This window comes from Streptomyces sp. NPDC027672, assembly GCF_055566335.1.
In genome coordinates this window covers 125,169-150,076 of sequence record NZ_JBVHSO010000001.1, presented here as the reverse complement: position 1 = coordinate 150,076, position 24,908 = coordinate 125,169, and the positions used below count along the sequence as shown (strand labels likewise).

Genomic DNA, 24,908 nt, shown 5'->3' with positions numbered 1-24,908 from the left:
TGGAGATTCCCCTCTGAGCCGACGAGCGGGACAGAACTCGCCCCCGCCGGGCAGCTGATGATGACCCATGGAGGTGCTGTCGTCATCTTGTGTGTACGGCGTGTGCGGTCGGCGGTATGCCGGGGCAATGGACGGCTGGGAGCGGCTGACGCGGTGGGACGTCTTGGTTCCCGACGGTGCGAAAACCCCAAACCCGGACATGTAGCCGGTGGCTTTGCGCCTGTCGGTGTGAGTTTTCGGTGAGAAGCCGTCAAGAATCAGGTAAGTGCATCTCGCATGCGGTTGGGCCTGATTGCACTGACTTCATAGAGCGATCTCCCGTTACGCGCCGTGATCGTTTTCACATGCATGCATGTGACCTGGCGTTTCTTCACAGGCTAGGCACACAATTCACGCTGTCTGTATGTCGCCGTGCGTGGTCCGTAACCGGCCCGCCTTGGAGTGGTCCGGGGGGACCCCGTCGTGTTCGGCCGCCGTTCGCATGCCCGTCGCCGCCTCACCCGTGCGGCGCTGCCGACCGTGGCAGCCGCCCTGCTGGTGGGACTTCTGCCCACCCAGTCGCAGGCGCTGCCACCCGACCCCAGCCCGGGCCAGGACGTCCCCGGGCGAGAGACGGTCGAACTGGAGCACCTGGAGAGCCAAGAGCCCGTCCCGGGCAAGGCGTTCTCCCGAGACCTGGAGAGCCTGCGGGGTGAGATACCCGAAGACCAGCTCCAGGCCTCGGCCGGTACCACGACGGCCCCGTCCAACCTGACCGCACCGGTCAACTTCGGCGCGGCCGCCACCACACCGGCCTCGCTGCGCTCCACCGCCTCGGCTGAGCCGGCCGACATGAGCCAGGCCGGCACCCTGCCGGTCAGCCTCGGCCAGGCCCCCGACCAGCCGGCGCCCACCGGGACCTGGCAGGTCACCATCCCGGACCGCGCCTCCGCGGTCGGCCAGGGCATCGACGGAACCGTGCTCAAGGTGCAGGCCCCGGCCAGCGGAGCGGTACCCGTCTCCGTAAAACTCAACTACTCCACATTCCAGAGCCTCTACGGCGCGGACTGGGCCTCCCGGCTGCGCTTTGTGCAGTTCCCCGAGTGCTACCTCACCACCCCCGACGACGAGGCATGCCAGACCTACGAGGAGCTGGAGACCAGCAACGACACAGTCTCCAAGTCCCTCACCGCCACCGTCGACCCCGCTGCCGACGGCACCGTGACCCCTGCGTCCACGGCAGACCGGCCGGACCACACCCACGGGGTCATCGAGGCCGCCTACCGCTCCTCCGCTCCCGTGACGCCGGCCGCCGCCGGCGGTGACACCGCGGTCGTCGGTGCGATCGACTCCGGCGCCGGAAACGGCGGTTCCTTCACCGCGACCCCGCTCCCCTCCGACGGCAAGTGGGAGGTGGCCGGATCCTCAGGCGCCTTCACCTGGTCCTACCCCCTCAACATCCCCTCACCGCCCGCCGGTCCCGCCCCCAAGGTCTCCTTCGAGTACAGCTCCCAGACCGTGGACGGCCGTACCGCAGTCTCCTCCCCCCAGGCCTCCTGGATCGGTGAGGGCTGGACCTACGACCCGGGATACATCGAGCGCCGGTACCGCAGCTGCAAGGACGACCGCAAGACCCTCGACGCCGGCGCCCCCAACAACACGGCCAAGAAGGACAAGACGTCCGACCTGTGCTGGGTGTCGTACAACGCGGTGATGTCGCTCAACGGCCGCACCACCGAGCTGGTCCGCGCCGCCGGCGCCGACAGCAACCCCGAGACCGACACCGAGACCTACCGCCCGCAGCAGGACGACGGCACCCGGATCGAGCACAGGGTCGGCGGCAGCAACGACGACAACAACGGTGAGTACTGGATCGTCACCACCCGGGACGGCACCAGGTACTACTACGGCCTGGACCAGGTCGGCGGCGGCCACGCCGACACCGACTCCGTCTCCACGGTCCCCGTCTTCGGCAACCACCCCAAGGAACCCTGCCACGCCACCGACTTCGCCGACTCCCGCTGCGGCACCGGTAAGCAGCAGGCATGGCGCTGGGGCCTCGACAAGGTCGTCGACGTGCACGGCAACACCATGGTGGTCTCCTGGAAGCAGGAGACCAACTACTACGCCGTCCGCAAGAAGTTCAAGTCGCCCGAGCAGTACGACCGGTACGCCTACCCGACGGTCATCGAGTACGGCATGCGCAGCGACCTGACCAAGCCTTCGGCAAAGGTCGAGTTCGGCGTCGAACAGCGCTGCCTGAAGTCCGGCACGGCCTGCGACCCGGCCAACTTCGCCAAGACCGACGACCCCGGCGCCTACCGCCCCTGGTGGGACACCCCCGGCAACCTCAACTGCAAATCCACCTCCAAACTGTGCCCGGCGTTCCCCTCCTTCTGGACCCAGCTGCGCCTGGACACGGTCACCACCAAAGCCGCCCGCGCGGGTCAGAGCGGCCTCGGCCCGGTCGACAAGTACACGCTGCACCAGTCCTTCCCCGAGGACTGGTACGACACCGCACCCGGGCTGTGGCTCAACTCCCTCACCCGCACCGGATACGCACCCGGCGACGCCACCGGCACCCTCCAGTCAAAGGACGGCGTCAGCTTCTCCAAGTACACCGTCGGCGCGAACTCACCTCTGAAAGCCCGTCTGAAAGACCGCCAGCTGCCCAATCTGGTCCTGACCGGCAAGAGCGACCAACGCCCCGGCTTCACCCGCCCGCGCATCGGCACCGTCTCCACCGAGTACGGCGGGGACATCGAGATCGAGTACACCGGCGGCTGCCCCAGCGAGCCCGCCGAAGACAAGGGCAAGGCCAACAGCACCTGCTACCCGGTCCGCTGGTCACCCGACGGTGACGAACGCACTCCGAAGAAATCCTGGTTCAACAAGTACGTCGTCGCCTCCGTCACCGAGACCGACAAGGTCACCTCGCACGGAAAGCCCGTAAAGACCACCTACACCTACTCCGGCCCGGCCTGGGCAAAGAGCGACGACGAGTTCACCCGCCCGTCCTTGCGCACCTACAGCGACTGGAAGGGCTACCGGCAGGTAGCAGTCCGTAAGGGCAGCAAGACCACATCCGACGCCGGCGAGGTCAACCCGCAGTCGTACACCGTCACCCGGTACTTCCAAGGCACCGGCGGCGCGGTGAAGGACTCCACCAACACCATCACCCTGCTCACCGACGACGCACCGCAGTACGCGGGCATGACCGCCGAAAACCTCGTCTACGTCGACTCGAACGACAAGACACCCGAACAGCAGGCCCTCACCTTCCCCGAATCCACACAAACCGCATCCCGCGCCCGCGAGAACGAAGACGGCACCGAAGGTGATCCGCTACTCGCCCACCGTGTCGGCGTCAGGCGAACAGACGTCAAGCAGACCGTCGGCGAGAGCTGGCGCACGGTGCGCACCCTGACCACGTCCGACGACACCTACGGCCTGCCGCTCCAGCAGGAGACCGCCGTCGTCAAGCCCGACGGCGACGGCGAGTCGCTCTCCGACCAGACGTGCACCACCACCACGTACGTACACAACACCTCGGTCTGGCTCATCGGCCTGCCCAAGGAACAGCGGGTCACCGGAACCGGCTGCGCCACCCAGGCCACAGCCGACCCCGCCACCGAGCTGACGTCAGCTGTCCGCAACACCTATGACGACCTCGCCTACGGCACCGCACCGACCAAGGGCCTGGTGACCTCCGAGGCCGAGACCGACGGTGCCGGCACCGCGTACTCCTTCGTCGTCAAGACGACGTACGACCCGCTCGGCCGGGTGCGCACGGTCACCGCCCCCGGCACCGGCACGACCGAAACCCAATACACCCCCGGCGACGTGGGCGGCCCGGTCACCACGGTCAAGTCCATCAACGCCAAGGGACACACCACCACCACGACCTACGACCCCGGACGCGGACTCGCCCTGACCGTCACCGACCCCAACGGCCGCGTCACCCGTGACGAGTACGACGCACTGGGCCGCCTGGTGAAGGGCTGGTCCCCCTCCCGTTCGTCCATCGTCGGCGCATCTGCGACCGTGCAGATCTCCTACCAGATGGCGGTGGCAACCCCCGATGAGAACCGCCCGGCCGCGGTCACCGTGCAGACACTCAAGGACGACGGCACCTACGCCCGTCAGATCACCCTCTACGACGGCCTGCAGCGCCAGGTGCAACAGCAGAGCGAAGCCCACGGCCCGGGCCGGATCATCGCCGACACCTTCTACGACGACCACGGCCTCGTCGACGAACAGACCAGCGGCTATCTCGCCAAGGGCGAACCGGCCACCGAACTGTTCGCCCCCAGATCGAAGACGCTGATACCCAGCTCCGTCAAGCACCGCTACGACGGACTGGAACGCGAGGTCCGCGCCGCCACCTACCACGGCGCCAAGTACACATACGCGACGTCCACCACCTACAGGGACGGCAGCACGCTCGTGGACCCGGCGGGCTCCACCACCCCGCGGACCCAGACCTTTTTCGACGCCCTCGGCCGGGTGACCTCGATCAAGCACTACACCAAGGAAGGCTCGACCGCCGGCCGCAGCACCAGCTACGAGTACGACGCACGCGGCAACCGCAGCAAGGTCACCGACCCCGCCGGCAACGTCTGGTCCTACGTCTTCGACGCCCGCGGCCGCGTCACCTCCGCCACCGACCCGGACACCGGCACCACGGACACCTGGTACGACGACGCCGACCGCCCCAACCGCGTCCGCAACGCCCGCAAGCAGGAGGTCTTCACCGAGTACGACCCGCTCGGCCGCCCCCGCTACGTGCGACAGGGATCCGCGACCGCGACCCCCGTCCGCGAGTACACCTACGACGACCTGCCCGGCGGCATCGGCAAACCGACCGCCTCCGTCCGGCACACCTCCGACGGCGACTACGTCAACCGCGTCACCGGATACGACTCCGAGTACCACGTCACCGGCACCGAGACCGTCATCCCGGCGAACTCCCTGACCACAGGACTGTCGGGCACGTACGCCTACACCTACACCTACACACCAACGGGCAATCCACTGTCCGTCACCCTGCCCGCCAAGGGCGGACTGGCGAGCGAAAAGGTCGTCACCCGCTACAACACCGACGGACTTCCCGAGTCGACCTCCGGACTGACCTGGTACACCTCCGACACCACCTACTCGCCCTACGGCGAGGTACTGCGCACCGTCTCCGCCACCCAGCCCTACCGCGTGTGGACGACGAACTTCGTCGACCCCCACACCGGACGGCTCCAGCGCACAGTCACCGACCGCGAGACCGCCGGCCCACACCGGATCACCGACGGCTACTACTCCTACGACGCCTCCGGCACCATCACCTCCCAAGCCCGAGAGCTGGCCGACACGACGGGCGAGACCTGGGACACCCAGTGCTTCACCTACGACGTGCTGGGCGAGCTGGCGCACGCCTGGACGTCGAAGGTCACACCGGCCGGCAACGGCACCGGCTGCAAGGCAGCCAACGGCACCACGTGGGGCCCCCGTGCCGACTACGCCGCCTCCTCGGGCCCGGTCGCGGACGCTCCCGACCAGGCCACCGACACCACCGCCCCCGACACCGCGCTGACCTCCACCCTCGCCGCCGCAGCACCGGACACCGCCACCGTCTCCACCGGCGCGACGGCCTACCGCCAGTCGTTCACCTTCGACTGGCTCGGCAACCGCGCCACCCTGACCGACCACGACACAGCCGACGCAACGAAGAACCTCACCTACACCTACGGCTACGGCAAGACGGGCACCGACGGCAGGACACAGCCCCACACAGCCACGTCGATCACCTCCACGCCCTCCGGCAAGGGCAGCACCTACACCTACGACGCGACCGGCAACACCGAAGCCCGGGACCTTTACAACACCACCCAGGACCTGGTCTGGTCGCCCGAGAACAAGCTGGAATCGATCACCGACACCGGCAAGAAGACGACATACGTCTACGACGCCGACGGCAACCGCCTCCTGGAGAACTCAGCCGCAGGCTCGACCCTCTACCTGGGCGAGACGGAACTGACCACGGACGCGAGCGGAGCCATCACCCGCGCCACGCGCTCCTACGCCCAGGCCGGCGCACCCACCGTCGTGCGCACTACAGCCAACGGTGCCGGCACCGGCCACAAACTCAGCGTCCTGCTCGCCGACCACCTCGGCACCGCCAACACCTCGGTCGACGTGGCCTCCGGCCAAGCCGTCACCCGCCGCGCCTTCAAGCCCTACGGCGAAGTCCGCGGCACCAAGCCGGCTGCCTGGCCCAACAAGCGCAGCTACCTCGGCACCGGCATCGACGACGCGGCCACCGGACTGACCCACATCGGGGCCCGGGAATACGACCAGAACGCCGGCCGGTTCCTGTCCGCCGACCCGGTCATCGACATCACCGACCCGCTGCAGAGCAACGGCTACTCCTACGCCCGCAACAGCCCCATCTCCACGTCCGACCCCGACGGCCTGCGCCCGGTGGGAGTGTGCGATATGGGTACGTGCCCGAACAATACAAAGGAGTGGTTCACTCACGATGACGAGGGTCGCTGGACCCAGCACACCGTCAGTTATACGGAGACGTCCCGCACCGACGGCTCGAGACTGTATTCGTACACGCATACCGACGGGCGCCGTAAAAGGAAGTCCTACGCCACCGTCGGTGACTACGGCACTTACCACGGCATCGCCCCGCTCGGCGGAAACCGTCGCAAGCAGCAGGCCAAGGACCTTTTCAATTTCTTCGTCTTCGATACGGATCAACTGGGCAAGTGCAATGACGACTTCAGTTTGGGTAACTGTGGCCCGCTGGCCCTGGACTTGCCCTGGGGCAAGGCTCTCAAGCTGCTGAAGTACGGCAAGTACGCGGATGAAGCCGCCGACGTACGCAAGCTGCCCGGCTGCAAGTGTTTCCTGGCCGGCACCGATGTCCTCATGGCCAACGGCTCCACCAAGGACATCGAAGACGTCAAGCTCGGCGACAAGGTCCTGGCGACCGATCCCAAGACCGGTGAAACGGCCCCCCGCAAGGTCACCCGACTGATCCGGACCGACGGAGACAAGTATTTCGACGAGCTGTCCATCGCCACGAAGGACGGCATCGAAAAGCTCACCGCCACCCACGAGCACCCCTTCTGGTCCCCCTCCCGGCGCGACTGGGTCCCAGCAGGTGAACTCACCCCAGGCATGACCCTGCGCACCGAAACGGGCGACACGGTCATCGTCACCGGCAACCGCCCCTTCACCCGGCACGCGCGCACGTACAACCTGACGGTCGACGACCTCCACACGTACTATGTGCTGGCGGGCGGTACGCCGGTCCTGGTTCATAATTCTGGAGGCGCGGCATGTAAGGGTCCGATCCCCGATAAGATTCCGCATGATTACTACGATCATCTCGCTATGCAGGGAGCGAAGGCTCCCGGCGCGGGAACCGTGATCATGAGAAATCTTGGCGACACTCCGAGGCTTGAGGCAAACTACGGTCCGGGCGAGTGGGTAAAGATGCAGTCCACCTTGGATGACGCCAACGGAAAAGCCATCCGAACCGTTCACTGGTTCAGAAATCTCGACAATGGGATGAACGTCGAGTATAAGTTCAAGCTCGACTATCCCCAGATGGAGCCGAACGTAAGATGAAGGTGCGGGTAATCGGTAACTCCGGAGAGCGAATCCCTCTGTCCATGCTTGACTCCAAGTGGGGGTTGACCAGGGATGTTTCTTTCCCGCTTGCTATGGGGAAGGAATATGTCGTCTACGCGATTACTGTGGTCAAGGACGCCTTCTGGTACTACCTGCTCGACGAGCATGATCTCCCGTATCCGGTCTGGTATCCGAGTCCTTTGTTTCAGGTATCGGATGGATCAATACCAGCTCATTGGGTCGTGAACTACATCTCTAATGACGCGTCACCGGATCGCACTGGAGCTTCACTGATCACCTTCAAGGAGTGGGCGAATGATCCATTCTTTTATGAAAGGTTGGTCGAAGGTGAGGCGGGGGCTGTGGCCGCTTTCCAGAATGAGCGAAATATACCTTCCTGATGGTTCGTGACGGCAGCCAGGAATCTTGTTGAGGGAATTCAGAAGCCCCGCCAGGTGTCTACTAGCGGGGCTTCTGGGGGGGGGCTTGACGGCAGTAGTTGACGGCAACGTCAGCGGACGGGTGCGGGACACAGCGGCGGTTCGTCGCCTTCATCAGGTCGGCTGACGACATCGGCGGGGTCACGGAGGGCGCGGCCAAGGAGATCGATGGCTTCGCGCTGAAGACGCAGTCGAACGTGGGCGTACAAGGGTGGCCGTCGAATGGCGGAGGTCGTGAAACCGGATCGGCCGCAGGTGGGCGTCGCGGAGCAGGGCGTTGAAGTGCCGGGTGAGGGTGGCGGGCTCGATCGGGTGCCCGTTCGGCCGCGTGAAGACGTGCGTGCCGCCCTGCTACTCCGAGCCCGCTCGGTCTCGCTCCCCGGACTGCCTCTCGCGGTGTGCGCGAAGCGAGGTGACGCAGGAGGCCGGCACGGCGATGCGTCGCTCGGAGCTGATGGTCTTGGTCGGCAGGGTGGCCAGGCCCCGGCTGGTGGTGCGCTGGAGGGTCTGGCGGATGCTGGCCGTGCCGCCGTCGAGGTCTTCCCAGCGCAGGCCGAGGAGTTCGCCCTTGCGGAGGCCGGTGCGCAGAGCGAGCTCGAAGAGCGCGGCGAGCTGGTGCCCCTGGGCAGCGGCGAGGAGCTGGCGGGCCTCGTCGGCGGTGAGGGGGTTGACGCGGCGAGGGCGGGGTGTGCCGGTGCGGACATTGCGGGCGACGTTGCGTGGGATCTCTTCCTCGCGCACGGCGTGCTCTAGGGGGGACTTGAGCACGGAGTGAATGTACGCGAGCGTCAGCGGCGAGAGCTGCTTCCGGCAGTACTTGCCGATGGCGCAGCAGCGCGGGCGGCGACTTGCCTGGGCGTTGGGGTCGCGTCCCGCGGCGATGTCGCGTGCGCAGCACTGGCAGACGGTTCGCAGCTCGTTGAGCCAGGTGCGGATGTCCTTGGCAGTGAGCTTGGCGAGCTTTTTCCGGCCGAGGCCGGGGATGAGGTACTGCTCGACGACGGCGGTGTAGCGGGTGTGGGTGGTCTCGCGGAGCTGGTGGACGGCGACGTTCGCCAGCCAGTACGTCAGGTACGCCGCGAGGCTGCCCTGGGCGGCGATGATGGGTACGCCGCGGTTGCTGGCGGCGATCTTCTCGGTCAGCTTGGTCAGCGCCTCCTTGCGAGAGCCGCCGTAGACGCGGACCCGCCTGCGGGTGTTGCCGGGGGCGAGGACGTATCCGGCGGCTTCCCAGCGGCTGTCCTTGCGTTGGTAGACGGTGCCGTCGCCGTTGGCGCGTACACGGCGGGAGGCGGGTGTCTCGGGGCTTGGTCATCAGGCGGCGGCTTCCTGGTCGGGGCGGGTGCGGATGAAGTCGGTGAGGGCGTGGGTGGGGATGCGGCGGGCACGGCCGAGGGTGATCGAGGTGAGCTGGTGGGTGCGGAGCAGGTCGTAGACGGCTGAGCGGCCGAGCTGGAGGTGGGCCATGACCTGTGGCGCTGTCAGCAGTTCCTCCGGCGTGCTCACCGGCTGGCGGGGCGGGACCGGATCATGTGCGGTCATCAGCAGCCCCCTTCCGCGATGAACCGCCGTGCGACTTCTCTGCGGTGCCAGACGGCGGCGGCGAGGAGTGCGGCGCCGGGGCTGTAGCCGGTGCCGAGGTATGCCAGTGCCCGACGACGAGGGTGGTGTGCGGGTCGCGCTCGGGCAGGCCGGCGTGGGTGCGGGCCTGTTCGGTGCGCCAGGCGCGGCGGGCGGCGCGCAGCGCGCCGAGTGTGGTCGAGTGGGAGCGGGACTTGGTGGAGAAGTGGCCGCGAAGCCGAGCATGTGCGCCCACTTCCACAGCTTGAGGCCGGCGAACTCCGGCAGCCTGCCCAGCTCCCAGCAGGTGCGGATCATCTGCCGCACATGCCCGGCGACCGCGAGGCGGGGCAGGGGCCGAGCCTGTCCGGTTCCGTCGCACGCGGTGCAGGGGAGCGGGGTTCCGTGGGGCAGGAGGGTGGCGCCGCGGCCCTGGCAGGGGCGGCAGAACAGGGCGCGGTCGAGGGTGCCGGAGGCATCGGCGGACGTGGTGGCGTACTTCGCCACGTAGGCGGCCACGGCCTGGTCGGTGAGTTCGGCGTCGGTGCCGAAGGCGGTGATCTCGCGTACGTCGAGCTGTTCACCCCAGGTGAATTCGCGGTCCCCGACCGAATCCGACTCGACCGTGATGCCGGCTCGCACGGCGGCGGCGCGTACGGCGTCGGTGAGCACGGCGACGGTGGCGTACGTGGGCGGGGGCTGGGTGTTGCCGTCGGGGCCGTCGAGCCGGATGAGGGAGTGGAAGTGGACCAGGCCGCGCTTCTGGTACTCGGCGACCTTGGCGAAGGAAACCCGCAGAACCGTGCGGGCGGCCTTCTGCGTCAGGCCGAGGCGGACGGCGATCTCGCGGCGCAGGTAGGTGGTGAAGCGGGCCCACAAGGCTCCGGCGTGGGCGTTGAACAGGACCGCGCCCGCGTAGTCGTACGTCGCCGGATTGAGCGGCGTACCGAGCAGCGGGTCCGTGGGTTCATGACGGGTGCCGCAGCGGGAGGCCCGGACGTCGCCGCTGGGAGTGGTGGGGCAGTTGTGGACGGGGCCGAGGGAGGGGGCGGTGAGGGTGGCGAAGATGCGGGGGTGGGTGCGGACGGTGTCGGGGACGTTCTTGCCGCCGGACAGGCCGGCGCGGATGAGGTGGTAGGTGTCGGCGGCGTAGAGGCGGGAGCAGGCCGGGCAGCGGGAGGCGCGGCGGTTGCCGCACGCGGTGAGCAGGCTGCCCGTGGGCTCGTCCGAGGAGGTGTAGGAGCGCAGTACCTCGCCCGTTGTGGTGTCGACGGTGGTGGTGTGGCCGGTCAGGCGGACGGGTTCGGTGCAGCCGCCGAGGTGTTCGATCTGCTGCTGGGTGCGCAGGCCGAGGAGTTCCCCCTAGCGATGTTCGCGATCCCGCCGCCCCGTGGACGCACCCGAGCCGGCGGCGGCAACGGCCTTGCCGGCTCCCGCAAGCCGTCCGGAACGATCCATCCCCACCATCCACTCCCCATGCCCAGCGCAACGGCCGACTGACCATGTAGACACGGTCCCAAGCCTTCCTCTCCGGTCCGGCCTGGTTCTCATCAGGCCCTACTCGGCGCTCCGTCCGGTGGTCGTGTCCTCGACTGCCGTCCAGAAGGCGGTGGTGATCCCGGCCAGGAAGCGCCGGCCGGGCTCGCTCGCGTTCCGGCTGCCGCCGCCCCAGCCGAGGGTGGCGGCCATGCGTCCCTGGTAGTCCTGGTGCAGCTCCCGCAGGGCCCGTTCCACCCGGTCCTGGTCCAGGGGTACGAGCCGGGTCACCGGCCGTACGTACGCCTGCCAGCGGGTCGTCACCGCGCCGCGCAGCAGTTCGGCGAGCTGTGCCGCGCGGCCGGTGGCGGTGGTGAAGTCGCGCGGGGCGAGGTCCAGGACGCGGGCGAGCGCCGCCGACTGCCGCTCGGTGCCCCGCCACTGCCCGCTCTCCTCCGCCCGCAGATAGGCGCGCAGGTCCATGCCGACGGCGTGGGCGATGTCCTCCGGGGCCGCGGAGCGGGCGACGCGGTGCTCGCGCAGTGTCCGCGGCCGGCCGATCAGTTCGCCCGGCGAACACCACAACACGGCTGCTAGCGCGGTGAGTTCGGGTCCGCTGGGCACGGCGGTGCCGCGCTCCCAGGCGATCACGTGACCGGCGGTGACGTACGGCAGCCCGTACGCGGCACGCATCCCGTAGGCGACGTGCTCGGGCCCCATGCCGAGCGCGGCACGGAGTCTGCGGGCGGCCGGGGCGTCGAACGGGGGAGCCGGCGGGCCGGGCTGGGCTGAGGGAGGGCGCACTCCGCACACCGTAGGGGCGCTCCGGGCCGCTGACCACGGTCGGTTCCGCCGAGATCACCGGTCGTAGGAACGTACGGGCCGGATACGTCTGATTGCCCGGCACTCGGTGTCACCAAGGCGGGACCTGCCAGGCCCCCGCCGCCCTCACCGTCCCCGCGTGACCCACCGGTACACCAGCTCGGGCCGTCCCACCTGTCCGTACAGCGGGCTCCGGGCGGCTCGGTCCGCCTCCACCAGGTGCTCCAGATAGCGTCGGGCGGTGATCCGGGAGATGCCCACCGTCTCGGCCACCCCGGCCGCCGTCAGCCCCTCCGGCGCCCCGCGCAGCGCGCCCGTGACCCGCTCCAGCGTCGGCCCGCTCAGCCCCTTGGGCAGTGCCGCCGGCGACGGCGCGCGGAGCACCGCCAGCGCCCGGTCCACCTCGTCCTGGCCGCTCGCCTCGCCCGCCGCCGCCCGGAACTCGGCGTACCGGACCAGCCGGTCCCGCAGCGTCGCGAACGTGAACGGTTTCAGCACGTACTGGACCACGCCCAGCGAGACACCCTCCCGCACCACCGCCAGGTCCCGGGCCGAGGTCACCGCTATCACGTCGGCGTGGTGCCCGGCCGCCCGCAGCGACCGGACCAGTTGCAGCCCGTGCACGTCCGGGAGGTGCAGGTCCAGCAGCAGCAGGTCCACCGGCGTGCGTTCCAGGAGCCGCCGGGCCTCCGCGCCCGTGTGCGCCTTCCCGGTCGCGACGAATCCCGGCACCCGTCCGACGTAGAGCGCGTGCGCGTCGGCGGCCACCGGGTCGTCCTCCACCACGAGGACCCGGACGGGCGGGCGTGCGTCCGTCATCGGCCGCCGCCCAGGGACACCCGCAACGGCAGCCGCGCCTCGAACACCGCTCCGCCCTCGCCGTCCTGGCCGGACCCCGTCACCGTCAGGGTGCCCTCGTGGCGGGTCACCGCCTGCCGGACCAGGGCCAGCCCGAGTCCCCGCCCGCCGGGCCCGGCCGGCTTGGTGGAGAACCCGCGCTGGAAGACCAGGCCGGCGCGGGCGGGGTCGACACCGGGTCCGGTGTCGGCCACCCGGAGCACCAGGGCGCCGTCCGCGGCGTACGCCGTGACCGTCACCCGCGCCCGGGCGCTGCCCTGCGCCGCGTCCACCGCGTTGTCGATCAGGTTGCCGAGGATGGTGACCAGGTCCCGGGCCGGCAGCTCGGCCGGGAGCAGCCCGTCGTCCAGCCGGCTGTCCGGCGACACCACCAGCTCCACGCCCCGCTCGTGCGCCTGGGCGGTCTTGCCCAGCAGCAGCGCGGCCAGCACCGGTTCGCCCACCGCCGCCACCACCTGGTCGGTGAGGGCCTGCGCCAGCTCCAGCTCGGCCGTGGCGAACTCCACCGCCTCCCCGGCCCGGTCCAGCTCGATCAGCGAGACCACCGTGTGGAGGCGGTTCGCTGCCTCGTGCGCCTGCGAGCGCAGCGCCTGGGTGAAGCCCCGCTCGGAGTCCAGCTCGCCCATCAGGGACTGGAGTTCGGTGACATCCCGGAGGGTCACGACCGTACCCCTGCGCTCGCCCCCCGACACCGGCGAGGTGTTCACCACGAGCACCCGCTCCGCCGTCAGGTGCACCTCGTCCACCCGGGGCTCGGCGGACAGCAGCGCGCCCGTCAGCGGGGCCGGCAGGCCCAGGTCCGCCACCGAGCGGCCGACCGCCTCCTCCCGTGGGCCCACGCCCAGCAGCTCCCGGCCGCCGTCGTTGATCAGCGCCACCCGGTACTGGCCGTCCAGCATCAGCAGCCCCTCCCGGACCGCGTGCAGCGTCGCCTGGTGGTAGTCGTGCATCCGGCTCAGCTCGGCGGCGTTCATGCCGTGGGTGTGGCGGCGCAGCCGGGCGTTGATCACATAGGTGCCGACCGCGCCCAGCAGCAGCGCCCCGCCGGCCACCCCGAGCAGGGCCGCGACCTGGTCCCGGACCCGGGCGCTGATCGTCTCCACCGTGATGCCGGCGCTCACCAGGGCGACGACCCGGCCGCCGTCCGTCACCGGCGTCACCGCGCGGACGGACGGGCCGAGCGTGCCGGTGTAGGTCTCGGTGAAGGTGCGGCCGTGCCGGGCGGGCTCGATGGTGCCGAGGAAGCGCCTGCCGATCTGGTCGCGGTCGGGGTGGGTCCAGCGGATGCCGGACGGGCTCATGATCGTCACGAAGCCGACGTTGGCGTCCCGGGTGACCCGCAGGGCGTACGGCTCCAGCCGGGCCGTGGGGTCCGGGCCGCGGACCGCCGCGCGGACCGAGGGCGCGTCGGCGACGGAGCGGGCCACCGCCGTGGCCTGCCGGGCGGCGGAGTCCTCGGCCTGCCGCCGGTCGCTGACGTAGGTGAACAGCGCGTACCCGGCCACGACCACCGCGATCAGCACGGCCTGCATGGCGAATAGCTGGCCCGCCAGGCTGCGGGGGCGCGGGAGGGTGGGCAGACGCATGCCAGCAGTGTGCCTCTCCGGCCGATCGTGAACTAAATGAACGGAAGGGTGACCGCTCTCACAGGCCGGGAGATAGTCACGGCGTTCCCCAACAACGCCCGGACGTGAGCCGCACGCCGGTTGTTCGCCGACGAAGACGTCAAGGAGGGCAGTCGTGGCCGCCAGCACCGCCGATACGGCACCTGCCGCACCCCGTGGGAAGCGGGACCGGACCCATTACCTGTACATCGCCGTCATCGCGGCGGTCGCGCTCGGTATCGCCGTGGGCCTGATCTGGCCCGGCGCGGCGGTGGAGCTGAAACCGCTGGGCACCGGATTCGTGAACCTGATCAAGATGATGATCTCGCCGATCATCTTCTGCACGATCGTGCTCGGCATCGGTTCGGTGCGCAAGGCCGCCAAGGTGGGCGCGGTCGGCGGGATCGCGCTCGGCTACTTCCTGGTGATGTCGCTCGTCGCGCTCGCCATCGGTCTCGTGGTCGGCAACGTGCTGCACCCCGGGGACGGGCTGCACCTGACCGACGCGCTCAAGCAGAGCGGGCACGCCCAGGTGGAGAGCGACGCGCTGCCGCCGGTGGACTTCGTGCTGTCGATCATCCCGACCACGTTCGTGTCCGCGTTCACCCAGGGCCAGGTGCTCCAGACGCTGCTGGTGGCGCTGCTCGCCGGCTTCGCGCTCCAGGCGATGGGCACGGCCGGGCAGCCGGTGCTGCGCGGCATCGAGCACGTCCAGCGGCTCGTCTTCCGCATCCTGTCCATGGTGATGTGGGCGGCGCCGGTCGGCGCGTTCGGCGCGATCGCGGCCGTGGTCGGCTCCGCCGGCGTCGACGCGCTCAAGAGCCTGGCCGTGCTGATGCTCGGCTTCTACGTCACCTGTGTCCTGTTCGTCTTCGTGGTGCTCGGCACGGTCCTGCGGATCGTCGCGGGACTGAACGTGTTCTCCCTGTTCAAGTACCTCGCCCGCGAGTTCCTGCTGATCCTGTCCACCTCCTCGTCGGAGTCGGCGCTGCCGCGACTGATCGCGAAGATGGAGCACCTGGGCGTCAGCCGGCCGGTGGTCGGGATCACCGTGCCGACCGGTTACTCGTTCAACCTCGACGGCACGATGATCTACATGACGATGGCGTCGCTGTACATCGCGGACGCGCTGGGCACGCCGATGTCGGTCGGCGAGCAGATCCCGCTGCTGCTGTTCCTGCTGCTGGCGTCCAAGGGCGCGGCCGGGGTCAGCGGCGCCGGGCTCGCCACCCTGGCCGGCGGGCTCCAGTCGCACAAGCCGGCGCTGGTCGACGGCGTCGGGCTGATCGTCGGCATCGACCGGTTCATGAGCGAGGCACGGGCGCTGACGAACTTCGCGGGCAACGCGGTGGCGACGGTGCTGATCGGCACGTGGACCAAGGAGATCGACACGGCGCGGGTACGGCGGGTGCTGGCCGGCGAGCTGCCGTTCGACGAGACGACGCTGCTGGACGAGGGCGCCTCCGCGCCGGGCGAGGGGCCCGGGGCCCGGGAGGACCGGCTGGTCAAGGCCTGAGCGCCCGCCGCGCCCCCGGACGGGGCGCCCCCTCTGCTCCGGACGTCCGGCCCCGCCTGAACCGGGGCCGGGCGTCCGGGTCTGTCTAGTCCGGGCCGGGCGTCCGGGTCTGTGTGAACCGGGGCCGGGCGTCCGGGTCTGCATGAACCGGGGCCGGGTGTCTGGGTCCGTCTAGACCGGGGCCGGATGTCCGGGTCCGTCTAGACCGGGGCCGGGTGCCCGGGTCCGTCTAGACCGGGGCCGGGCGTCCGGGTCCGTCTCTGAAGCGGGGCCGGGCGTCCGGGTCTGTCAGAGCCGGGGCCGGGCGTCCGGGTCCGTCTCTCTCACGCCACCTCGGCCGCCACCTCGGCCACCAGTTCGGCGGCCCGCGCGGCCGGCACGCCCGCCGCGGTCAGTACGGCGACCGTGGCCGAGCGGCCCGCCTCCCGCGCCGCCAGCAGTCCGTCGTTCACCGCCTCCATCAGGGCGAACAGCATCTGCTCGTGGACGTACGCCAGGGCCGGCGCGGGCAGCGGGGAGCGGAAGACGCCCGCGTCCAGGCCGTGCTGGAGCAGGGCCACCTTGGCCTCGCGCAGCGGTGCGAGGCGTTCGCGGATGCCCTGGACGGTGACCGTCCGCTGGGCCAGCGCGATCAGCAGCCGGTAGCGGTCGGCGGTCTGCCAGATCGCCAGCACCGACCGGGCCACCGCCTCCGCCGGGTCCCGCACGCCCGCCCGGCCCTGCGCGTCCGCGTCCGCCAGTGCCTGCACCGCCTCGTCCACGAGCGTGCTGATCAGCGCCTCGCGGCTGGGGAAGTGGCCGTACACCGTCCGGCGCACGACCCCGGCCGCGCGCGCGATCTGGTCCATGGACGCGTCGGGATCGCGCAGCAGCTCCGCGAGGGCGACGTCGAGGATGCGGCGCCGGTTGGCGTCGGCGCGGCTGCTGTTACCCGTGGTCATGGCGGACATTCTGCCTCCCCGCCCCCGTCCCGAGTCGACTTGCACAGGGTTGTGCAACGACGTACATTGCACATAGTTGTGCATTTGCACGCCACTGTGCAAGTCCGTCGCGTACCCGAGGAAGGCGACCCCTGCCATGCGACTCGTCATGACCGAACCGGTCGAAAGGATGGAGCGGCCCTACGCCCGGCGGTGGTGGGCCCTGCTGGTGCTCTGCCTCAGCCTGCTGATCATCGTGATGGCGAACACCGCCCTCACCGTCGCCGCGCCCGACATGACGCGGGACCTCGGGCTCTCCAGCGCCGACCTGCAGTGGGTGATCGACGGCTACACCGTGCCCTACGCGGCGCTGATGCTGCTGCTCGGCGCGATAGGCGACAAGTACAGCCGGCGCGGGGCGCTCGTCCTCGGGCTCGTCGTCTTCGGCGCGGGCGCCGTCTTCGGCTACCTCGCGGACAGCGCGGCCACCGTCATCGCGGCCCGCGCCGTGATGGGCGTCGGCGCGGCCCTGATCATGCCGGCCACGCTGTCGCTGCTCGCCGCGACCTTCCCGCGCGGTGAGCGGGCCAAGGCCATCACCCTGTGGACCGCCACCGCCGGACTCGCCATCGCCGCCGGCCCGGTGGTCGCCGGCGCCCTGCTGCGCGACCACGGCTGGTCCTCGACCTTCCTGATCAACGTGCCCATCGCGGCCGTCGCGCTGGTCGCCGCCCTGGTCCTGGTGCCGCCGTCCAAGGCGGGCCACCACGACCGCATCGACTACGTCGGCGGTGCGCTGTCGGTGATCTGGACCGGCGCGCTCGTCTACATGATCATCCAGGGCCCGCACTTCGGCTGGGGCGCCAAGGCCGTCGGCGCGGCCGTCGTCGCCGGGGCCGGACTGGTCGCCTTCGTGCTGTGGGAGCTGCGCCACCCGCGCCCGATCCTGGACGTGCGCCGCTTCACCGCCCGCCGGTTCGCGGGCTCCAACCTCGCCGTCGCGCTGTTCTTCCTCGCCGTCTTCGGCGCCTTCTACTACCTCACCCAGCACCTCCAGTTCGTCCTCGGCTACGACGCCCTGGAGACCGGTGTGCGCATGCTGCCGCTGGCCGGCGCGGTCTTCGTCGGCTCGGCCCTGACCGGCTGGCTCACCCCGCGGGTCGGCATGAAGTGGACCGTCAGCGCCGGCATGGTCGGCGGCACGGTCGCCCTCGCCCTGCTCACCCGGGTGGACGCGCACTCGGGCTACGGCGACTTCGTGGCGCCCCTGATCATCCTGGGCCTCGCCATCGGTCTGGCCCTCTCGCCCTGCACCGACGCCATCATGGGCGCGTTCCCGGAGTCCGAGCTGGGTGTCGGCGGCGCCGTCAACGACACCTCGCTGGAGCTGGGCGGCTCGCTCGGCATCGCGATCCTCGGCTCCCTGCTCGCCACCTCCTACGGCGACCACCTCGCCGACGCCACCGCGGGCAGCAGGTTGCCGGCGGGCGCCCTGGACACCGCGCAGGACTCGGTGGGCGCCGGGTACGCCGTCGCGCAGGGCATCGGCGAGAAGGCCCACCAGGCCGCCGCGCGGGCCCAGCAGGCGACCGACCCGCAGCAGGCCGCACAGCTCAAGCAGCAGGCCGGCGACCTGGCCGCCGGGGCCCGGCAGATGGCCGACGCGGTCGGCTCCGCCTTCTCCGACGCGGTCGCCCACACCAGCCTGGTCGGCGCGGTGATCCTCGGCGTCGGCACGGTCCTGGTGGCGGTGCTGCTGCCGCGCCGGGAGGCCGCCGGGACGCCCACGCCGGCCGGTGACGCCGGCGACAAGGACCTGGCGGACAGCGCGGCCCGCTGACGCCGGGCCCCGCGGCCCCACACGAAAAAATCCCCCGGGCAATTGCGCTCGGGGGATTTCGCTGCGTATATTCGATGATTCGCGACTTGCTATTCGGTGAGCCGCGGAAGTTCAGTGACCACAGTATATGCGGGCGGGAGCGGAATTGTCAAACGCGGATCTGTCGAACAGTGAATTTCCGGACGATGAATTGCGCGGTGAGCAGGAATTCGTCGACGGACTGTACGCGCGCGTGGACGTGCTGCGCGGCGAGGCCGAGAGCGGTGTCGCGGACGCGCTCGCCCAGGGCGACAAGCCCATGCAGGCCCGGCTGGAGCGGGACATCCTGGTCGCCGAGCGCTCCGGGCTGCTCGCCGCGCTGAACGCCGTGGACGGCTCGCTCTGCTTCGGCCGGATCGACCTCGCCGACGGCACGAAACACCACATCGGCCGCATCGGGCTGCGCGAGGACGACGCCGAGCGCACCCCCGTCCTGATCGACTGGCGGGCCGACGTCGCCCGCCCCTTCTACCTGGCCACCGGCCACACCCCGATGGGCCTGCGCCGCCGCCGGCACATCGCCTCCGAGGGCCGGACCGTCACCTCCCTGCACGACGAGATCCTGGACCTCGGCGACGCCACCCGCACCGGCCACGAGGACCGCAACGGCGACGCCGTGCTGCTGGCCGCGCTGAACTCGGCGCGCACCGGCCGGATGAGCGACATCGTGCAGACCATCCAGGCCGAGCAGGACCGGATCATCCGGGCACCGCACCGCGGGGTGCTGGTCGTGGAGGGCGGCCCCGGCACCGGCAAGACCGCGGTGGCCCTGCACCGGGCGGCGTACCTGCTCTACGAGCACCGGGAGCTGCTGGCCCGCCGCGCGGTCCTCATCGTCGGCCCCAACCCCGCCTTCCTCGGCTACATCGGCGAGGTGCTGCCCTCCCTCGGCGAGACCGGCGTGCTGCTGGCCACCGTCGGCGAGCTGTTCCCCGGCGTGAAGGCCACCGCGGCCGACAGCCCCGCGGCCGCCGCCGTCAAGGGCCGGGCGGAGATGGCCGACGTGCTGGCCGCCGTCGTCCGCGACCGGCAGGCCCTGCCCGACCCGGTGATCGCCATCGAGCACGACCGCGAGGTGCTCATGCTGGACGACGGCCTGGTGAGCGTCGCCCGCGAGCGCACCCGCGCCGCCCGGCTGCCGCACAACGCGGCCCGCGAGCACTTCGAGGGGCACATCCTCAACACGCTCACCGAGCTGTACGCCGAGCGCGTGGGCACCGACCCGTACGACGGCAGCAGCCTGCTGGACGCGGCCGACCTCACCCAGATCCGCGACGAACTCGCCGAGAACCCCGAGGTCTGGGCCGCCGTCGACCGGCTGTGGCCCCGGATCACCCCGCGGCGGCTCGTCGCCGACTTCCTCGCCGAGCCCGACGGCTATCTGCCGCCCGAGGACGCCGACGCCGTCCGCCGCCCGGTGACCCGCGCCTGGACCGTCGCCGACGTGCCCCTGCTGGACGAGGCGGCCGAACTGCTCGGCGAGGACGACCGCCTGGCCCGCGCCCACGCCGAACGCGAGCGCGAGACCCAGGTGGCCTACGCGCAGGGCGTGCTCGACGTGTCGTACGCGTCCCGGACGTACGAGTTCGAGGACAAGGAGGACAGCGACCCCGAGTCGAGCGAGGTGCTGTCCGCGCACGACATCATCGACGCCGAACGGTTCGCCGAGCGGCACGAGGAGGCGGACCACCGCAGCGCCGCCGAGCGGGCCGCCGCCGACCGCACCTGGGCGTTCGGGCACATCATCGTGGACGAGGCGCAGGAGCTGTCGCCGATGGCCTGGCGGCTGCTGATGCGGCGCAGCCCGACCCGCTCGATGACCCTGGTCGGCGACCCCGCGCAGACCGCGGAGGCGGCCGGTGTCGGCTCCTGGGCACGGATCCTCGCGCCGTACGTCGAGGACCGCTGGGAGCACACCCGCCTCGGCGTCAACTACCGCACCCCGGCCGAGATCATGGACCTCGCGGCGGCCGTGGTCCGCGCCGGCCACCCGGACTTCGAGCCGCCCAGCTCCGTCCGCTCCACCGGCGAACGCCCCTGGGTGCGGCGGGTGGGCGGCGACCTGCCCGGCGCGGTCGCCGAGGCGGTCGCCGAACTCACCCCGGCCGAGGGCAGGCTGGCCGTCATCGCCCCGCGCGACCTGCACCGTCCGCTGGCCGCCCGGCTGGACGGCGTCACGGCCGGCGCGGAGCCGGACCTGACGCGTACGGTCGTGCTGCTCGACCCGCGCCAGGCCAAGGGGCTCGAATTCGACTCCGTCCTGGTGGTGGAGCCGGCCGCCTACGGCACGAGCGACCTGTACGTGGCCCTGACCCGCGCCACCCAGCGCCTCGGCGTCCTGCACACCGGCACGCTCCCGGACGGGCTCAGGCAGGCCGCAGCCACACCGTAGCCAGTGGGGGCAGGGTCAGCCGGAGGCTCGCGGGGCGGCCGTGGGCGCCCTGCGGCTCCGGCTTGACCGCGTCCGGGCCGGTCATCCCGCCGCCGCCGTACCCTCCGGCGTCGGTGTTCAGCACCTCCACCCAGGCCGGCACGTCGTCCGGCACGCCGATCCGGTAGTCGTGGCGGACCACCGGCGCCAGGTGGGAGACCGCGAGCAGCGGGGTGCCGTCGGCGGCGCGGCGCAGGAACGCGAAGACGTTGTCGTCCGCCGCGTCCCCGGCGATCCACTCGAAGCCCGCCGGGTCGGTGTCCCGCTGCCACAGCGCCGGCGTCGCCCGGTACACCGCGTTCAGGTCCCGCACCAGGTCCCGCACGCCCCGGTGGTCCGCCTCCGCGCCGTACGCCGGGTCGAGCAGCCACCAGTCCGGGCCGCGCGCCTCGGACCACTCGGCGCCCTGCGCGAACTCCTGCCCCATGAACAGCAGTTGCTTGCCCGGGTGGGCCCACATGAAGGCCAGGTAGGCGCGCAGATTGGCGCGCTGCTGCCACCAGTCGCCGGGCATCTTCGACACCAGCGAGCCCTTGCCGTGCACCACCTCGTCGTGCGAGATCGGCAGCACGTAGTTCTCGCTGTAGGCGTACACCATCGAGAACGTCATCTCGTGGTGGTGGTAGCCGCGGTGCACGGGGTCGTGGCTCATGTACCGCAGCGAGTCGTGCATCCAGCCCATGTTCCACTTCAGGCCGAAGCCGAGCCCGCCGAAGCCGCTCGGGCCGGACTGGTGGGTGGGGCGGGTGACGCCGTCCCAGGCGGTGGACTCCTCGGCGATGGTCACCACGCCGGGGCAGCGCCGGTAGACGGTGGCGTTCATCTCCTGGAGGAAGGCCACCGCGGCCAGGTTCTCCCGGCCGCCGTGCTCGTTCGGCGTCCACTGGCCCGGCTCGCGCGAGTAGTCGAGGTAGAGCATCGAGGCGACCGCGTCCACCCGCAGCCCGTCGATGTGGAACTCCTCGCACCAGTACACGGCGTTCGCCACCAGGAAGTTGCGCACCTCGCGGCGGCCGAAGTCGAACTCCAGCGTGCCCCAGTCGGGATGGGCGGCCCGCTGCGGATCGGCCGGTTCGTACAGCGGCTGCCCGTCGAAGGCGGCCAGCGCCCACTCGTCGCGCGGGAAGTGCGCCGGCACCCAGTCCATCAGCACCCCGACGCCGGCCTGGTGCAGCCGGTCCACCAGGTACTTGAAGTCGTCCGGGGTGCCGAGCCGGGCCGTCGGGGCGTAGAACCCGGTGACCTGGTAGCCCCACGAGCCGCCGAACGGATGCTCGGCGACCGGCATCAGCTCCACGTGCGTGAAGCCCAGGTCCCGTACGTAGGAGGGGAGTTCCTCCGCCAGCTCGCGGTAGGTCGCGCCGGGCCGCCAGGAGGGCAGGTGCACCTCGTAGACGGAGAAGGGCGCCTCGTGCACCGGGGTGTCCGCGCGGTGGGCCAGCCACTCGGCGTCGTCCCACTCGTAGTGCGAGGCGTGCACGACCGAGGAGGTGGCGGGCGGCACCTCGGTACGGCGGGCCAGCGGGTCGGCGCGCAGGGTGCGCGAGCCGTCCGGGCGGGTGATCTCGAACTTGTACAGCTCGCCCTCGCCGAGCCCCGGCACGAACAGCTCCCAGACCCCGGTGCCGCCCAGCGAGCGCATCGGGAAACCGCTGCCGTCCCAGAAGTTGAAGCCGCCGGTGACCCGGACGCCCCGCGCGTTCGGCGCCCACACCGCGAACCGGGTGCCGGTGACGCCCTGGTGGGTGGTGACGTGCGCGCCCAGCGCCCGCCACAGCTCCTCGTGCCGGCCCTCGCCGATCAGGTGCAGGTCCAGGTCGCCGAGGGTGGGCAGGAAGCGGTAGGCGTCCTCGGTCTCCAGCTCCGTGCCGTCGTACGTCACCAGCAGCCGGTAGACGGGGACCTCGGCGAGCGGCAGCAGCCCGGAGAAGAAGCCGTCACCGTCGTCGTGCAGCCGGGCGCGCTCCTCGCCGCAGACCACGGTGACCGCCCGGGCGTACGGCCGGAAGGCGCGGAAGGCGACGCCGCCGGGGACCGGATGGGCGCCGAGGACGGCGTGCGGATCGTGGTGGGTGCCGTGCAGCAGCCGCTCACGGTCGCCCGCGTCCAGGGCGGGCGACACGGCGGCCTCCAGCGCGGGCGGCACCGGCTGCGCGGGCACCTGCGCGGCCCGCGCCCCCCGGTCCGTGGTCTCCCCGGCCGCCTGCTCCCGGGCCGCCCCGGTGCCGGCCGGGCTGCGGCCGGCCCTCTTCGCGGCCCCGGGCGTGCCGGGCGTGTTCCTGGCGGCTGGCTTCTTGGACGTCACGAGCGCATCTCCCGGGCGAGTTCGGGTCAGGTCGGGTCGGACGCGGCGAGGCGGCGGACCGCCGACAGCGGTACGGGCAGCCAGTCCGGGCGGTGCCGGGCCTCGTAGACGACCTCGTAGACCGCCTTGTCGGTCTCGTAGGCCCGCAGCAGCACCGGGTCGGTGCGCGGATCGAGGCCGGAGGCGTCCGCGTAGCCGGAGCAGTAGGCCGCCCGGCAGGCGTGCGCCCAGTCCAGGGCGGGCCGGCCGGCCGAGTGGGCCGCGTAGTCGAAGGAGCGGAGCATGCCCGCGATGTCCCGCACCGGCGGCTGCGGCATCCGCCGCTCGGCCAGCGGCCGGGCCGGCTCGCCCTCGAAGTCGATCAGGGACCAGTCGCCGGACGGCGAGCGCAGGCACTGCCCCAGGTGCAGATCGCCGTGCACCCGCTGGGCGGTCCAGGTGCGGCCCTCGGCGGCGAGCGAGGACAGCGCCGAGTAGGCCGAACGCAGCCCGTCCTCGTACGGTCTGAGCGCCGGCACCGCCTGCACGGCCGCCGCCAGCCGCTCGGTCATGCCGTCGACCAGCGACTCCAACTGGCTGTGGCCGAGGGTGACCGTGGGCAGGGCGCGGGCGAGCGCGGTGTGCACCTCGGCGGTGGCCCGGCCCAGCGCGCGGGCCTCGGCGGTGAAGTCCTCGCCCTTGGCCAGCTCGCGCAGCGCCAGCTCCCAGCCGTCGCCGGCCCCGCTGACGTAGGGCTGGAGCACGGCCAGCACATAGGGCTCCCCGGCCGGCTCGGCGCGCAGCCAGCCGGCCGGCGCGGGCACCCGGGGGCAGCCCGCGCGGGCCAGGGCGAGCGGCAGCTCCAGATCGGGGTTGACACCGGGCAGCACCCGGCGCAGCAGCTTGAGGATAAACGTATCTCCATAGACGACCGAGGAGTTGGACTGCTCGCCGGTCATCAGCCGGGCCACGAGTCCCGGCCGGATCTCCTGCCCCGGGCCGCGCTCGAAGCGCAGCACACCGATCCGGGTCCGGTCGCGCAGGGCCTCCAGCAGCAGTTCGGCGGGCCGGGGGTCGAACAGGGCGTCGTACACCGTCTGGCCCGCGAGCGGGCCCTCGTCGACGTGACCGATCAGCGCGGGCGCCAGCCGGGGCGGCAGCGCCTCGCGCGCGCCTATGAGGAGCTGGTAGCAGTCGCCCGGGTGCGGCTCCCCGCCCGGGGCGTCCGGCTGGTGCACGCGCAGCAGCAGGTGGTACAGGCTCAGCCGCCCGCCCGACGGCAGCAGTTCCGTGACGGCCACCGGGGTGAAGCCGGTGACCGGGCGGCCCTTGCCCGCGAACCAGCGCTGCCGGGGCAGCCAGGCGCGCAGCAGGGGGTCGAGGGAGGCCAGGAGTGATCCGGTGGTGCCGGAGGTGGTGACCGTTCCCGCCATGGGCGTCACGTCCTTTGCCCGGAGGTCGTCGAGGGGTGTTCCTCTCACGTGCCCCCGGTGGGGCGGCGGAA

Annotated in this window: 13 protein-coding genes and 2 pseudogenes; 6 read left to right on the top strand and 9 right to left on the bottom strand. The window is 71.2% G+C overall.

The window, feature by feature from the left end; translation table 11 throughout:
• Positions 1-510: 510 nt before the first annotated feature.
• Together ACZ4SV_RS00620 and ACZ4SV_RS00615 are read left to right on the top strand one after the other, a co-directional pair.
• Positions 511-7,611: a polymorphic toxin-type HINT domain-containing protein gene (locus ACZ4SV_RS00620; RefSeq protein WP_468001274.1), complete on the top strand. Its 7,101-nt coding sequence runs from the start codon at positions 511-513 to the stop codon at positions 7,609-7,611.
• A gap of 44 nt (positions 7,612-7,655) precedes the next feature.
• On the top strand, positions 7,656-8,015 hold the full coding sequence (locus ACZ4SV_RS00615; RefSeq protein WP_468000382.1) for a hypothetical protein: 360 nt from the start codon (positions 7,656-7,658) through the stop codon (positions 8,013-8,015).
• A 110-nt stretch (positions 8,016-8,125) separates the two neighbouring features.
• Here the strand turns inward: ACZ4SV_RS00615 and ACZ4SV_RS00610 are convergent.
• From ACZ4SV_RS00610 to ACZ4SV_RS00600, 3 genes and pseudogenes are all read right to left on the bottom strand, one after another.
• Positions 8,126-9,369, bottom strand: a pseudogene (locus ACZ4SV_RS00610) (site-specific integrase).
• The gene (locus tag ACZ4SV_RS00605) at positions 9,369-9,596 is read right to left on the bottom strand and encodes a helix-turn-helix domain-containing protein (RefSeq protein ID WP_468000380.1); all 228 of its coding nucleotides are present in this window, start codon (positions 9,594-9,596) and stop codon (positions 9,369-9,371) included. Before ACZ4SV_RS00605 ends, ACZ4SV_RS00610 begins: the two are co-directional and overlap by 1 nt.
• Positions 9,596-10,961 (bottom strand): annotated as a pseudogene (locus ACZ4SV_RS00600) (replication initiator). Before ACZ4SV_RS00600 ends, ACZ4SV_RS00605 begins: the two are co-directional and overlap by 1 nt.
• On the opposite strand from ACZ4SV_RS00600, the gene ACZ4SV_RS00595 reads away from it, so the two are divergent.
• The gene (locus ACZ4SV_RS00595; protein WP_468000378.1) at positions 10,896-11,114 is read left to right on the top strand and encodes a hypothetical protein; all 219 of its coding nucleotides are present in this window, start codon (positions 10,896-10,898) and stop codon (positions 11,112-11,114) included. The pseudogene ACZ4SV_RS00600 and the gene ACZ4SV_RS00595 sit on opposite strands and share 66 nt — an antisense overlap.
• Positions 11,115-11,171: 57 nt before the next feature.
• On the opposite strand, the gene ACZ4SV_RS00590 is transcribed toward ACZ4SV_RS00595, so the two are convergent.
• From ACZ4SV_RS00590 to ACZ4SV_RS00580, 3 genes are all read right to left on the bottom strand, one after another.
• The gene (locus tag ACZ4SV_RS00590) at positions 11,172-11,894 is read right to left on the bottom strand and encodes an XRE family transcriptional regulator (protein WP_468000376.1); all 723 of its coding nucleotides are present in this window, start codon (positions 11,892-11,894) and stop codon (positions 11,172-11,174) included.
• A 144-nt stretch (positions 11,895-12,038) separates the two neighbouring features.
• On the bottom strand, positions 12,039-12,731 hold the full coding sequence (locus tag ACZ4SV_RS00585; protein ID WP_468000374.1) for a response regulator: 693 nt from the start codon (positions 12,729-12,731) through the stop codon (positions 12,039-12,041).
• The gene (locus tag ACZ4SV_RS00580) at positions 12,728-14,356 is read right to left on the bottom strand and encodes a sensor histidine kinase (protein WP_468000372.1); all 1,629 of its coding nucleotides are present in this window, start codon (positions 14,354-14,356) and stop codon (positions 12,728-12,730) included. Before ACZ4SV_RS00580 ends, ACZ4SV_RS00585 begins: the two co-directional genes overlap by 4 nt.
• A 154-nt stretch (positions 14,357-14,510) precedes the next feature.
• Here ACZ4SV_RS00580 and ACZ4SV_RS00575 point away from each other — a divergent pair, with 154 nt between their 5' ends.
• Entirely contained in the window at positions 14,511-15,890 is a 1,380-nt protein-coding gene (locus ACZ4SV_RS00575) for a cation:dicarboxylate symporter family transporter (protein WP_468000370.1), read from the top strand.
• A gap of 323 nt (positions 15,891-16,213) precedes the next feature.
• On the opposite strand, the gene ACZ4SV_RS00570 is transcribed toward ACZ4SV_RS00575, so the two are convergent.
• Positions 16,214-16,840: a TetR/AcrR family transcriptional regulator gene (locus ACZ4SV_RS00570; RefSeq protein WP_468000368.1), complete on the bottom strand. Its 627-nt coding sequence runs from the start codon at positions 16,838-16,840 to the stop codon at positions 16,214-16,216.
• 127 nt (positions 16,841-16,967) lie between these two features.
• On the opposite strand from ACZ4SV_RS00570, the gene ACZ4SV_RS00565 reads away from it, so the two are divergent.
• Together ACZ4SV_RS00565 and ACZ4SV_RS00560 are read left to right on the top strand one after the other, a co-directional pair.
• Entirely contained in the window at positions 16,968-18,650 is a 1,683-nt protein-coding gene (locus ACZ4SV_RS00565; RefSeq protein ID WP_468000366.1) for an MFS transporter, read from the top strand.
• Positions 18,651-18,777: 127 nt separating this feature from the next.
• On the top strand, positions 18,778-21,081 hold the full coding sequence (locus tag ACZ4SV_RS00560; RefSeq protein WP_468000364.1) for a HelD family protein: 2,304 nt from the start codon (positions 18,778-18,780) through the stop codon (positions 21,079-21,081).
• Here the strand turns inward: ACZ4SV_RS00560 and glgB are convergent.
• Both glgB and ACZ4SV_RS00550 read right to left on the bottom strand, forming a co-directional pair.
• Positions 21,056-23,281 (bottom strand): 1,4-alpha-glucan branching enzyme, encoded by a 2,226-nt coding sequence (glgB, locus tag ACZ4SV_RS00555; protein WP_468001272.1) that lies wholly within the window; start codon positions 23,279-23,281, stop codon positions 21,056-21,058. The genes ACZ4SV_RS00560 and glgB overlap by 26 nt on opposite strands.
• A 170-nt stretch (positions 23,282-23,451) precedes the next feature.
• Complete coding sequence (locus ACZ4SV_RS00550) at positions 23,452-24,837, bottom strand: maltokinase N-terminal cap-like domain-containing protein (protein ID WP_468000362.1); 1,386 nt, start codon at positions 24,835-24,837, stop codon at positions 23,452-23,454.
• Between the last annotated feature and the right edge of the window lie 71 nt (positions 24,838-24,908).

What these genes read in the sequence shown, in the direction of transcription:
- ACZ4SV_RS00585 (WP_468000374.1), bottom strand. Translation starts at nt 12,731, where the DNA reads ATGACGGACGCACGCCCGCCCGTCCGGGTCCTCGTGGTGGAGGACGAC.
- ACZ4SV_RS00605 (WP_468000380.1), bottom strand. Translation starts at nt 9,596, where the DNA reads ATGACCGCACATGATCCGGTCCCGCCCCGCCAGCCGGTGAGCACGCCG.
- ACZ4SV_RS00560 (WP_468000364.1), top strand. Translation starts at nt 18,778, where the DNA reads ATGCGGGCGGGAGCGGAATTGTCAAACGCGGATCTGTCGAACAGTGAA.
- ACZ4SV_RS00580 (WP_468000372.1), bottom strand. Translation starts at nt 14,356, where the DNA reads ATGCGTCTGCCCACCCTCCCGCGCCCCCGCAGCCTGGCGGGCCAGCTA.
- ACZ4SV_RS00615 (WP_468000382.1), top strand. Translation starts at nt 7,656, where the DNA reads ATGCTTGACTCCAAGTGGGGGTTGACCAGGGATGTTTCTTTCCCGCTT.
- ACZ4SV_RS00570 (WP_468000368.1), bottom strand. Translation starts at nt 16,840, where the DNA reads ATGTCCGCCATGACCACGGGTAACAGCAGCCGCGCCGACGCCAACCGG.
- ACZ4SV_RS00565 (WP_468000366.1), top strand. Translation starts at nt 16,968, where the DNA reads ATGCGACTCGTCATGACCGAACCGGTCGAAAGGATGGAGCGGCCCTAC.
- ACZ4SV_RS00550 (WP_468000362.1), bottom strand. Translation starts at nt 24,837, where the DNA reads ATGGCGGGAACGGTCACCACCTCCGGCACCACCGGATCACTCCTGGCC.